Annotated in this window: 11 protein-coding genes and 1 tRNA gene; 7 read left to right on the forward strand and 5 right to left on the reverse strand. The window is 49.3% G+C overall.

Annotated features, from left to right (window positions below):
- Positions 1-30: 30 nt before the first annotated feature.
- From DWZ03_RS10255 to DWZ03_RS10265, 3 genes are read left to right on the forward strand one after another with little or no spacing between them, the layout of a single operon-like run.
- The gene (locus DWZ03_RS10255; RefSeq protein WP_025834860.1) at positions 31-408 is read left to right on the forward strand and encodes a VOC family protein; all 378 of its coding nucleotides are present in this window, start codon (positions 31-33) and stop codon (positions 406-408) included.
- Positions 409-437: 29 nt separating this feature from the next.
- Positions 438-623 carry a hypothetical protein gene (locus tag DWZ03_RS10260; RefSeq protein WP_008664928.1) on the forward strand — a complete coding sequence of 62 codons (186 nt, stop codon included), beginning with the start codon at positions 438-440 and terminating at the stop codon, positions 621-623.
- Complete coding sequence (locus DWZ03_RS10265) at positions 620-1357, forward strand: class I SAM-dependent methyltransferase (RefSeq protein WP_016274284.1); 738 nt, start codon at positions 620-622, stop codon at positions 1355-1357. The genes DWZ03_RS10260 and DWZ03_RS10265 overlap by 4 nt, the downstream gene beginning before the upstream one ends.
- Positions 1358-1431: 74 nt before the next feature.
- Here DWZ03_RS10265 and DWZ03_RS10270 read toward each other — a convergent pair whose 3' ends face one another.
- The 4 genes from DWZ03_RS10270 to feoB all read right to left on the reverse strand — a co-directional run bounded on the left by DWZ03_RS10270 (position 1432) and on the right by feoB (position 4924).
- Positions 1432-1968, reverse strand: a complete 537-nt coding sequence (locus tag DWZ03_RS10270) for a TlpA family protein disulfide reductase (protein ID WP_005831535.1) — start codon at positions 1966-1968, stop codon at positions 1432-1434.
- Positions 1969-2097: 129 nt separating this feature from the next.
- Positions 2098-2169: transfer RNA gene (locus DWZ03_RS10275), tRNA-Cys, on the reverse strand.
- A 68-nt stretch (positions 2170-2237) separates the two neighbouring features.
- Positions 2238-2453, reverse strand: coding sequence for a hypothetical protein (locus DWZ03_RS20200; RefSeq protein ID WP_369739527.1), 216 nt, complete (start codon positions 2451-2453; stop codon positions 2238-2240).
- A complete protein-coding gene (feoB, locus tag DWZ03_RS10285; protein WP_057282104.1) occupies positions 2453-4924 on the reverse strand; it encodes a ferrous iron transport protein B in 2472 nt (823 codons plus the stop codon). The genes DWZ03_RS20200 and feoB overlap by 1 nt, the downstream gene beginning before the upstream one ends.
- A 346-nt stretch (positions 4925-5270) precedes the next feature.
- Here feoB and tilS point away from each other — a divergent pair, with 346 nt between their 5' ends.
- The gene (gene tilS, locus DWZ03_RS10290) at positions 5271-6539 is read left to right on the forward strand and encodes a tRNA lysidine(34) synthetase TilS (RefSeq protein WP_005832470.1); all 1269 of its coding nucleotides are present in this window, start codon (positions 5271-5273) and stop codon (positions 6537-6539) included.
- 3 nt (positions 6540-6542) lie between these two features.
- Here the strand turns inward: tilS and DWZ03_RS10295 are convergent, their stop codons facing one another.
- Positions 6543-7376: a 4Fe-4S binding protein gene (locus tag DWZ03_RS10295; protein WP_057253123.1), complete on the reverse strand. Its 834-nt coding sequence runs from the start codon at positions 7374-7376 to the stop codon at positions 6543-6545.
- A gap of 292 nt (positions 7377-7668) precedes the next feature.
- On the opposite strand from DWZ03_RS10295, the gene rho reads away from it, so the two are divergent.
- The 3 genes from rho (at position 7669) to ffh (ending at position 12830) form a co-directional block, all read left to right on the forward strand.
- Entirely contained in the window at positions 7669-9714 is a 2046-nt protein-coding gene (gene rho / locus DWZ03_RS10300) for a transcription termination factor Rho (protein WP_120129892.1), read from the forward strand.
- A 133-nt stretch (positions 9715-9847) separates the two neighbouring features.
- The gene (locus DWZ03_RS10305) at positions 9848-11314 is read left to right on the forward strand and encodes a sulfatase (RefSeq protein ID WP_005831557.1); all 1467 of its coding nucleotides are present in this window, start codon (positions 9848-9850) and stop codon (positions 11312-11314) included.
- 193 nt (positions 11315-11507) lie between these two features.
- Complete coding sequence (gene ffh / locus DWZ03_RS10310) at positions 11508-12830, forward strand: signal recognition particle protein (protein ID WP_005831559.1); 1323 nt, start codon at positions 11508-11510, stop codon at positions 12828-12830.
- Positions 12831-12839: the final 9 nt, after the last annotated feature.

A 12839-nucleotide genomic window follows, 5' to 3' on the forward strand; every position in this document is an offset into this window, starting at 1 on the left:
ATTGTAAATAATCAAATCAGAAATAAACAAATGGAAATAAAAAGTAAATTCGACCATTTTAATATCAATGTCACCAACCTGGAACGTAGCATCGCATTCTACGAAAAGGCACTGGGCCTGAAAGAACATCATAGGAAAGAGTCGTCCGACGGCTCTTTCACTCTGGTCTATCTGACCGACGGCAGTACCGGCTTCCTGCTGGAACTGACCTGCTTGAAGGAGCACCCACAAGCCTACGAATTAGGAGAGAACGAGAGCCACCTCTGCTTCCGCGTATCCGGCGATTACGACGCCATACGCCAATACCATAAGGAAAACGGATGGGTATGCTTCGAAAACACAGCAATGGGACTGTACTTTATCAATGACCCGGATGACTATTGGATTGAGGTACTGCCGGAGAAATGATATTCTACTTTATTAAAACAACGAAATATATGAGTATAGAAGAAGCGATGATGGGTGGTATTGTCTTCAAAGGCAAAAAGGACAAACCTAAAGAAGAAAACAAGATAAAGACCAAAGCCAAGAAGAAAACCTACATTACCGGGCAACACGGTTCCGCCTCAGCCAAAATGAAAGCAGAAATCCGCCGCAAACGCGCTAACAGACATAAGAAATGATAAATACAGCCTTATTGCCTGCCGACAAGGACCCGATGGGCGCAGCCATAGCCGATTACTTCAAACGGCATAAAGCCGACCGCCTACGCGTGTTCTCTTCACAATTCGATGAGGACGAAATTCCCGTCGAAGAGCTGTTCCGCACAGAAAAGCAAATGCCCTTGCTGGAGCGTACTGCTCTGCAAATGGCAACCGGAAAGATTCTGGATGTGGGTGCCGGCAGCGGTTGCCATAGCCTTGCCCTGCAAGAAGCCGGAAAAGAGGTCCATGCCATCGACATTTCCCCGCTTTCCGTGGAGGTGATGAAGCAGCGAGGTGTGCGTAGCGTGTCACAAACCAATCTGTTCAATGAACAGTTTGCCGATGAATACGATACTATCCTGATGCTGATGAACGGTTCCGGCATTATCGGAAAGTTGGAGAATCTGCCTGATTTTTTCCGGAAGATGAAGCTGCTGCTCCGGCCTGGAGGCTGTGTTTTAATGGATTCCAGCAACCTGAGCTATCTGTTCGAAGAGGAAGATGGCAGTATTGTTATCGACCTTGCCGGTGATTACTACGGAGAGGTAGACTTCCAGATGCAATACAAGAATGTCAAAGGCGACTCCTTTGACTGGCTCTACATCGACTTCCAGACCCTGAGCCTCTATGCTGCCGAAAACGGCTTCAAAGCAGAACTGGTGAAAGAGGGTACACATTATGACTATCTTGCCAAACTGTCCCGACAAGCATAAAATGAAGTGCCCCCTAAAGGTTAGACAAAAACTTTTAGGGGGCACTTCGTTTTTTTATATCTTGCCTATGCCTGCTATTCAGAAAGCATTCCGTCAATCTCCTTCACCAGAGAAGCAAATTCTTCAGGGTTATACAAACGTGTCAGCTTCACAATACGCCCTTCCTTATCAATCAGGACATTGCGTGTGATACCTGCCTTGCGAAGCGCATACTTCGCAAATATATCCGCTCCCGGGTCCAGACCCAAAGGATAGGTCACTCCGGTTGACTTACCAAAAGCAATCACTTTCTCCAACGGCTCGTCACGGTCGATGCCAATCAGCATAAAATCCGGATTCGACTTATGCTTCAGCCATATATCCTTCTCAATGAAAGGCATCTCCTTACGGCATACCCCACACCAGCTCGCGGTAAACTGCAACATGACCACCTTCCCACGAAGTCCCGAAAGGGTAATGCTTTTCCCATCCGTCAGCTTCACTGTAAAATCTGGAGCCATCTCCCCTACCTTAACGATGTAGCCGGTACTGTCCGCCACTACATCCTGCGCCTTGCCTGCCATGCTGCACATAGCAAACAGACAGAAAATCAGAAATCCAACTTTTTTCATTTTATTCAATCTTTAATAAGTAAGCTGTAACTATTCAGCGAATGATATTTTATAGAATGGGCAAACAATTCCCTATAACAAAAAACTCCGAAACACTTTTAAAAAGCAGTTTCGGAGTTTTATTCTTCGAGGTACCTGGCAGATTCGAACTGCCGTACACGGTTTTGCAGACCGCTGACTAAGCCACTCATCCAAGGTACCGGTTCTTACAAGAACTCTTTATTTCTCGTTTGCGGATGCAAAGGTAGCACTTTTTTTGAAACTACCAACTATCCGCAACAACTTTTCTTCTTTTTTTTCGTCACTCCACTGCACTCCGCACGCTTCTTATCATACAAATTCTTTAGTTCACAGCCACTTGCACAACTATCACACGGATTACCATTTTCTTTGACCCGATGAGAAAAAGAATAAATACTCATGCCAATCCGCACAGCGCAGAGCAACAACAATAAGGCTACTACCCACTCCTGCCAACTATTCATCATAAAAACAGACCTCCTATCTGATAAATTGCGAAAGACATCAGCCAGGCCAGCGCAGTAGTATAAAGCCCCGCAAACACGGCCCACTTCCAACTGCCCGACTCCCCTTTAATGGCTGCCAACGTGGCGATGCACGGAAAATAAATCAGCACAAACACCATGTAACCGAAAGCCACCAGGGGCGTTATCGGAATGCGTTCACCCAAGCTTACGGCATCTGCCTCGGCATCGTCGGCATAAAGCACTCCGAGCGTGCTTACCACCAGCTCCTTGGCGCCCACGCCGGAAAGGATGCCGATGCCCAGCTTCCAGTCGAATCCCAACGGTTCGATGACCGGTTCCATGGCTTTACCAATCCGGCCGATGTAGGAATTCTCCTGCTGTTCCGTCACACTTTCATATTCATCGTGGTTGGGATAATATCCCAATGCCCAGATAACGATGGATGCCACCATAATGATGCCTCCCATCTTGCGGAGATACTGCGCCCCCTTCTCCCACGTATGGCGGAAGATGGCCTTGGACGTCGGCATACGATAAGGCGGCAGCTCCATGACAAACGGCGTATCGTCTCCTTTCACCAGAAAGCGGCAGAAAAGACGTGCCATGACCACTGCCAACAGAATGCCGATGGCATAGATTACTAACAGCACAAAGCTCGCATTGTTCGGGAAGAAGGCGCCTACCAGCAATAAATAGATGGGTAGACGAGCGCTGCACGACATCAGCGGATTGATGAGCATCGTCACCAGACGGCTCTTGCGGTTCTCAATGGTACGCGAAGCCATAATGGCGGGCACATTACACCCAAAGCCCATAATCAGCGGAATGAAAGACTTTCCATGCAGCCCCATTTTATGCATAATCTTATCCATAATGAAAGCGGCACGTGCCATATAGCCCGAGTCTTCCATCAAGGAAATGAAGAAATAGAGCAACAGAATATTCGGCAGGAATACAATGACGCCTCCCACACCTCCGACAATGCCATCCACCAGAAGATCCTTCAGCGGTCCTTCGGACATGTTGTCGCGTATCAGGTCGCCCAATTCGCCTACCAGCCATTCAATCCCCTGCATAGGATAGTCGCCCAGCACAAAGGTTCCTTCGAACATCAGATAAAGGAAAAGGAAAAAAATGGGATAGCCCCATACGCGGTGGGTAACGATTGAGTCTATGATTTGAGTGGTCCGCGACGTATCCTGATGATTGTCCACATAGGTCTCGCGCAGGGCACCGGCTATAAAACCATACTTGGCATCGGTGATGGCCTGCTCGCTCTCCTCGTTCACCACCTCGGCAATCCGTGCCTCTTCCCGGTCGCGGACAGCAAGAATCTCCTTTCCATTGGGCAACTCCTCCACAATCTTTTTCAAGTCTTCGTCGTTCTCCAGCAACTTGATGGCAAGGAAACGCGTGGAATATTTGTGGCGGATGTTCTCATTGACGCTGATGACGCGCTTCACCTCCTCAATGCTACGTTCCAGCTCGGGACCGTGATTGATATGGATATGACGGTAGAAGCCACGCGGCTGTTCTATCTCTTCTTTATGGCTGCCGAAGTCATGGTCGGGAACATACTCCTGATGCCAGCTGCGAAGGTCACTCAATATCTCGCTGCGCATCCTGCCCTTATGGTCGAGGAAGTCGCCGCCTTCGTAAATATTGATAATCACATGGAACAGCTGTTCAATGCCTTTTCCGCTACGGCTGACCGTAGGCAACATCGGAACTCCGAACAACTGGCTGAGCTTTACATAGTCCAGCGTGTTTCCACTGGCTTCCAGCTCATCGTACATGTTCAGTGCAATCACCATGCGCACGTTCATGTCAATCAGCTGGGTGGTGAGATAGAGATTGCGTTCCAGGTTGGAAGAGTCCACAACATTGATAATGATATCCGGCGTTTCATTGATAATGTGCCGGCGGACATAGATTTCTTCAGGGGAGTAGGCCGAGAGGGAATAGGTTCCGGGAAGGTCGACAATACGGAAGTGGTAACCTTGGAAATCAAAATACCCCTCCTTGGCATCTACCGTAACGCCACTGTAATTGCCCACATGCTCGTGCGAACCGGAAGCGATGTTGAAAAGAGAAGTTTTACCACAGTTGGGATTTCCCACCAAAGCCACATTTATGGTGCGGCGTTTGCCGAGGGCCAGTTGCTTCAGCTCATCTTCGCCCAGATGCATGTTTTCGCCCAACCCCTCGTGGTAATCGGGCTGCACAGCCTGCTCCTTAGCTTCCTGCTCACTGATAATCTCTATCATCTCAGCCTCCTGCCGACGAAGAGAAATCTCATATCCCATTACTTTGTATTTGATAGGGTCGCGTAGTGGGGCATTCAGCAAGACCTCCACTGTTTTACCTTTAATAAATCCCATTTCCACAATCCGTTTGCGGAAACCACCGTGTCCCAGCACTTTTACGATTACACCTTTTTCACCGGTATTCAATTCGGACAAACGCATAGTCTTTCTGCCTTTCTTTTCTATTTTGGGGGCAAAGATAATACTTATGTCCGCAAGGCACAAATAATTTAGAATGTTTTTAAATAAGAGACACTAAACAATAATGCCCAGAAGGCAAAACACTACTTCCAGAGATACTAAATCGTAACTTCACCACACCTTTGTTCTTTTCTTACCACAGCTGTGGTAAGAAAAGAACAAAGGTGTGGTATGCATAAAACACAGCTGTGGTAAGATTAGCTTTTAGCAAATACGACCTTAGCCGATAGAGATTCTGAAAATAGATACTTGCAGATATGGCAATAAAAATCGTTTGCACTATCTTTGCACCACTCTATAGTTGAATATGCAGAAGGTAGTACAATACATCGAGCGCCACAAGCTCTTCTCGCTGGACGACAAGATACTTGTGGCACTGAGCGGCGGGGCGGACTCCGTGGCGTTGCTGCGCCTGCTCCTCAGCCTGGGATACACATGCGAAGCCGCCCATTGCAACTTCCATCTGCGCGGAGCGGAATCCGACCGCGACGAGCACTTTGTACGCCAGCTCTGCCTGGAGCACCGGGTGACGCTGCACACCGTCCACTTCAACACGGAGCAGGAAGCAAAGGAACGGCATATCTCCATCGAAATGGCTGCAAGGGAATTGCGCTACGCGTGGTTCGAAAAAACAAGGGAAGCATGCAGTGCAGCTGTCATTGCCGTCGCCCACCATCAAGATGACAGTGTAGAGACATTGCTGCTCAATCTGATTCGCGGTACCGGCATCAACGGATTGCGGGGTATACGCCCCCGAAACGGACATATAGTCCGCCCCTTGCTCTGCCTGGACAGAAAGGAAATCGTCGGTTATCTGGAAAGTATCGGGCAAGCCTACGTGACGGACAGCACCAATCTGCAGGACGAATATACCCGCAACAAAATACGCTTGAACCTGCTTCCCATGATGCAGGAGATAAACCCCTCCGTCAAGGAAAGCATCCTCAAAACGGCAGAGCATCTGGACGATGCCGCCTCTATATATAATATAGGTATAGAAGAAGCCAAACTGCGAGTCAAGACACCGGAAGGCATAAGTATCGGCGCCCTGAGGCAAGAAGCGGCACCGGAAACGGTCTTATTTGAAATTCTGCATCCGCTTGGATTCAACGCCGCACAAGTAAGGGACATCTGCCGGACATTGGACGGACAGCCCGGCAAAGTCTTTGCCACCCCCGGCTGGCGTGTCATCAAAGACCGCGGCTCGTTGTTGATAGAACCCGTACAGGAAGCCGTAAAGCCGTTATTGGAAATGAAAGAGCATCCCTATGCACCGGATTTCATGATTCCACGCGACAAAGCTACCGCCTGCTTTGATGCCGACAAACTCCAGCATCCCCTATCACTGCGCCTTTGCAGGCAGGGAGACAGCTTCGTGCCCTTCGGCATGAAAGGCCGGAAGAAGGTAAGCGACTACCTGACCGACCGCAAGTTCTCCCTTCTGCGCAAAGAACGGCAATGGGTGCTTTGCTGCGGAGATGACATCATCTGGCTGGTGGGAGAACGGGTGGACAACCGTTTCAGAATAGACGAAAAAACCCGGAAAGTGTTGGTCGTATCAACCATCGACCAGTAGCCATCACAGAATGATTCTGTCCTCCTTCTGTTTCTTGAAGCAATCGGAAAGCAATACGGCAAACGGCGTGTCATACGTGCGCGCCTTCTGCGGACAGCCTTTCACACAAGCACAACATTTGATGCATTTCTCTGCAACCGTATTACACTCGTCTCCTTTTATAATGGCTCCTGCAGGACAATGCTTCACGCAATATCCGCAATGCGTACAACGTTCCGCATCTACTTGCGGAGTGCGGGGCATAGGCACCCCACTCTTACGCAACTTGACGACTCTGCGCAAAAAGCGGAGCAACGGGAAGAAAGGCTGGCGCGGACGCTGGATACGGGTCACATCCACCCCATACAGTTTCTCCATATCTTCGGCCGCTGCTATTTTAGCACGTATCTTTTCACCAAAAAGCTTTGCATACTCCAAGTCGTCCGCATCCGGACGTCCGGCCGCCACCGGATATTTCTCACTGCTATAAGAATGCTCGCCTACAAACGTGGCGCCTGCAATTACCTTGAAGCCCAACTTCGTGACAAAAGCATCCAATTCCACCAAAGCCTTCTCATAGGCCCGGTTGCCGTAAACCACCACAACCACGGCAGGTGCACCGTCAGCATGAAGCTCCTTCATCCGCTCCAATGCCAAAGGAGCCACATGACCGCCATATACGGGCACCGTGATGACCGCCAAAGCATGGGAAGGTACCTCCCTTTTACCCGCCGCCTCCAAGGTGAGGTCCACTTTGGAGACAGACGAAATTCCCGTTCCGTGAACAATTGCCTCTCCCACTTGTTTAGAGGTACAAGTAGGTGAAAAAGTTATCAACTGTACTTCATCTATATTCATAAACCAATCCTTCATGTTGTTGTTAATACAGCAAAGATAAAGTTTTAAATTTAAAAAAAAGATGATTTGTTTATGAAACCAAAAATATTTATTACCTTTGCACCGTTGAAACATTCTGCGACTTCTTGCTGTGGCAAGAATTGTTTATCAGATTTCCGGTTCAATAATAAATATCCCATATAAATCATATATCACAAGGTAAACTTGCCCAAGTTGCTTCCTACAACAACTGCAACTGTGCACTTATGCCTTTCAATAAAAGTAAATTTTAAACCATTCACATATATACTGTATGTATAACATCATTCAACTGAACGACAAAAATTTGTCGGAACTACAAACTATTGCCCAAGAACTGGGTATAAAAAAAACAGACTCACTCAAAAAAGAAGAACTTGTTTACAAGATACTTGACGAACAAGCTATCGCAGGCGCTACCAAGAAAGTTGCCGCCGACAAGCTGAAGGAAGAGCGTAAAGGGGAAAAGCAAAAACGCTCGCGCGTCACTGTAAAGACCGTAAAAAAGGAAGGTGCCGACAAAGTGTTCTCAGCCAATAAAAACGGAGACCTCACCAAAGCCAAAACAGAGGAAGCACCGGCTGCGAAAGAACAACCCAAAACTGTGGAAGCACCCCAAGAACCGACCATAGAAGCTGCAACGCCGGCGCCAGCCAAAGAAGCCGCCGTACCCAAACGCAAACCGGGACGCCCCCGCAAGGTAAAGGAAGAGACTGCTGCACCCCAAGCAACAGAAACCCCGAAGGTTGCCGAACCGGAATTGAATTTCGAGGCTAAAGCTCCGAAAACAGAACCTCAGGCAGAAGCCAAAGCAGAAAAGAATATCGTACCGGACGAAAGCCCTATCCTGGCCGAAGCGGCAGATGACTTCATCCCCATTGAAGACCTCCCTACGGAAAAAATAGAATTGCCATCCGAACTCATCGGCAAATTCGAAGCGACCAAAGCAGAAACTCCCGCCACTCCCACTCCCACTCCTGCCGCTGCCCCAGCCGAACCGCAACAGCCACAACGCCCGCGCCTCCGCGCCCGCGACAACAACAACCCATACAATAACAACAACAATAACAACCGCAACGGTGGCTATAACCAACAGCGCCCCGTGCAGCAGCGCCCTGCACAACCGTATAACAACGGAGAGAACTATCCCGCCGCTCCGGAACGCAAACCCGTAATAGAACGCGAGAAGACGTACGAATTCGATGACATCCTCACCGGAACCGGTGTACTGGAAATCATGCAGGATGGCTACGGCTTCCTCCGTTCCTCCGATTACAACTATTTGTCCTCACCGGACGATATTTACGTATCACAATCACAAATCAAATTGTTCGGCCTGAAAACCGGTGATGTGGTAGAAGGCGTAATCCGTCCCCCGAAAGAAGGCGAAAAGTACTTCCCGCTGGTAAAAGTATCCAAAATAAACGGACGTGACCCGGCTTTCGTACGCGACCGCGTACCGTTCGAGCACCTCACCCCCCTCTTCCCGGACGAGAAGTTCAAGCTTTGCAAAGGCGGATACTCCGACTCTATGTCGGCCCGTGTCGTAGACTTGTTTTCCCCCATCGGCAAAGGTCAGCGTGCCTTGATTGTGGCACAGCCCAAAACCGGTAAGACCATCTTGATGAAAGACATAGCCAACGCCATTGCCGCCAATCATCCGGAAGTCTACATGATTATGCTGCTCATCGACGAACGCCCGGAGGAAGTTACCGACATGGCGCGTACCGTCAATGCGGAAGTAATCGCCTCTACCTTCGACGAACCGGCAGAACGCCACGTGAAGATTGCCGGCATCGTCCTTGAAAAAGCAAAACGCATGGTGGAATGCGGACACGATGTTGTCATCTTCCTCGACTCCATCACCCGCCTGGCACGTGCCTACAACACCGTATCCCCGGCTTCCGGCAAAGTGCTTTCCGGTGGTGTGGATGCCAACGCATTGCATAAGCCCAAACGCTTCTTCGGTGCAGCACGTAACATCGAGGGCGGCGGTTCACTGACCATCCTTGCCACTGCCTTGATTGACACTGGCTCAAAGATGGACGAGGTTATCTTCGAAGAATTCAAGGGTACAGGTAATATGGAGTTGCAGCTCGACCGCAACTTGTCCAACAAGCGTATCTTCCCGGCTGTCAACATCGTTGCCTCCAGCACCCGCCGCGACGACCTGCTGCAAGACAAGCAGACACTGGACCGCATGTGGATTCTCCGCAAGTACCTTGCCGACATGAATCCGATAGAAGCCATGGACTTCGTAAAAGACCGTCTGGAGAAGACCAAAGACAACGACGAATTCCTGATGAGCATGAACAGTTAACAGCAACTGCATACAGATATTGTACAAAAGCTTCCATTTACGTTCATAAACGTAGGTGGAAGCTTTTTTTATATCCGTTTTTTCATACATTTGCCACCATACAATAACCTTGAACAAATAAAATCCAAATCTGATGAAAACGATTCACTCTTTTATGGGAATGGCATTGTGCAGCTTTCCGGTAATGGCACAGCAATCGCCCAATTTTCTTATTATCCAATGCGACCATCTGACCCAGCGGGTAGTAGGCGCATACGGTGCCGACCCCAGCTGCACTCCACCTATAGACCGAATTGCCTCCCAAGGTGTAACATTTGCCAACGCATACGTGGGATGCCCCCTCAGCCAACCGTCACGCGCTGCCTTATGGAGTGGACTGATGCCGCATCAAACCAATGTACGTTCCAACTCGGCCGAACACATCAATCCTCCGCTGCCCGACAGCATTCCGACCCTGGGAAGCCTCTTCACCGCCAACGGTTATGAGGCCGTCCACTTTGGCAAAACCCATGACATGGGTTCCCTAAGGGGATTCCGCCACAAGGAACCGGTTGCCAAGCCCTTCACCGACCCCGAATTTCCCGTCAACAATGACAGCTTTCTGGATGTAGGAACCTGCGAGGATGCCGTGGCCTATCTCAGCAATCCGCCGCAAGAACCTTTCATCTGCATAGCCGATTTCCAAAACCCGCACAATATCTGCGGATATGTAGGCGAAAATAAAGGGGAGCACATAGATAGCCCCATCAGTACCCCACTCCCGCTACTACCCGAAAACTTTGAAGTGGAAGACTGGGAAAAACTTCCGTTGCCCATTCAGTACATCTGCTGCAGCCACCGGAGGATGATGCAAGCCGCCCACTGGAACGAGGACAATTACCGGCACTACGTCGCCGCCTTCCAGCATTACACGCGGATAGTGGCCAGACAGATAGAGAGTGTACTGGAAGCCCTCTACTCCACTCCCGCCGGCAAAAATACAATTGTCATTGTACTGGCAGACCACGGAGACGGAATGGGGTCACACCGCATGGTAACCAAGCAGGTCAGCTTTTACGAAGAAATGACAAATGTGCCCTTCATCATAGCCGGTCCCGGTATTCATCCCCGTCAAAAACCGGTGGAAGATTTACTGACCCAACCCACTATCGACCTGCTGCCCACTCTCTGTGAACTGGCAGGCATTCCGGTGCCTTCCTCCAAGCCCGGCATCAGCCTTGCCCCTTTCCTGAAAGGCGAGAAGCAAAAGAGACAGCACCCCTATGCAGCCTCCGAATGGCACAGTGAATACGAAGTGACCGTCAGCCCGGGACGGATGATACGCAGTCCCAGATACAAATACACACACTATCTGGAAGGCAACGGGGAAGAACTGTATGATATGCTGAAGGATAAAGGAGAAAGACGAAACCTTGCCCATGACCCCAAATACTCAAAGATTCTGGCCGAGCACCGGGCACTGCTGGACGACTACATCCGCCGCACACAGGACGACTACCGAAGCCTGAAAGTTGAAGCCGACAAGAGATGGCGCAGCCACGCACCGGGATATCCCAACCACGAAGGACCCTGCGCCAGAGACATTATCAATAGAAAGTAAGCAAAAAGAACTAAAAAAAACAGAATAATATAGATGATTATCAGTGCCTTGACCGGCACTTCCATTCTTTTCGCCCATCCCGCTGCAAGTCTTCAATAATATTCTGCTTCAAAAGAAGGCAGTTAAAGGGATTTTTTGTACTTTTGCGCCTCAATAAGAGTAATTTGTAATTTAGTAATTGTAATTAGATACTATGTTCGATAATTTAAGCGAGAGACTTGAAAGGTCGTTTAAAATTTTGAAAGGTGAGGGCAAAATCACCGAAATCAATGTTGCGGAAACCCTGAAAGACGTACGTAAGGCACTTTTGGATGCCGACGTGAACTATAAGGTAGCCAAAAACTTCACCGATACCGTTAAGGAAAAAGCCTTGGGACAAAACGTGCTGACAGCCGTTAAGCCCAGCCAGCTGATGGTAAAAATCGTACACGATGAACTGACCCAGCTCATGGGCGGCGAGACTTCTGAAATAAACCTCGACTCCAAGCCTGCCATTATCCTAATGTCCGGTTTGCAAGGCTCCGGTAAAACAACTTTCTCCGGAAAGCTGGCCCGCATGCTGAAGAGCAAGAAGAACAAAAAGCCGTTATTGGTGGCTTGTGACGTGTACCGTCCTGCCGCTATCGAGCAGTTGCGTGTACTGGCTGAACAGATTGACGTACCGATGTACTCGGAACCGGACAGCAAAAATCCGGTAGCCATTGCCCAAAATGCCATCCAAGAAGCCAAAGCCAAAGGTTACGACCTTGTAATTGTCGATACAGCCGGTCGTCTGGCAGTGGATGAGGAGATGATGAACGAGATTGCCGCCATCAAGAAGGCCATCAATCCGGACGAGATTCTGTTCGTAGTGGATTCAATGACCGGTCAGGATGCAGTGAACACCGCTAAGGAATTCAACGAACGGCTCGACTTCAATGGTGTAGTATTGACCAAACTGGATGGTGATACCCGCGGTGGTGCCGCCCTTTCTATCCGTTCGGTGGTAAACAAGCCCATCAAGTTTGTAGGTACCGGTGAAAAGCTGGATGCCATAGACCAGTTCCATCCCTCACGTATGGCCGACCGTATCCTCGGTATGGGTGACATCGTATCTTTGGTGGAACGTGCACAGGAACAATATGACGAGGAAGAAGCCAAACGCCTGCAAAAGAAGATTGCCAAGAACCAGTTCGACTTCAACGACTTCCTGAGCCAGATTGCACAAATCAAGAAAATGGGTAACTTGAAGGAACTTGCCTCCATGATACCGGGCGTAGGCAAAGCCATCAAGGATATAGACATTGACGACAATGCCTTCAAGAGCATTGAAGCCATCATCTACTCCATGACTCCGGAAGAACGCAGCAATCCGGCCATTCTGAACGGTTCACGCCGCCAGCGCATTGCCAAAGGTAGCGGTACGAATATTCAGGAAGTAAACCGCCTGCTGAAACAGTTTGACCAGACCCGCAAGATGATGAAGATGGTCACTGGCAGCAAGATGGGTAAGATGATGCCGAAACTTAAAAGATAAGATAACAGC

Source organism: Bacteroides sp. AF29-11 (genome assembly GCF_003602895.1).
Classification (GTDB): domain Bacteria; phylum Bacteroidota; class Bacteroidia; order Bacteroidales; family Bacteroidaceae; genus Bacteroides; species Bacteroides uniformis.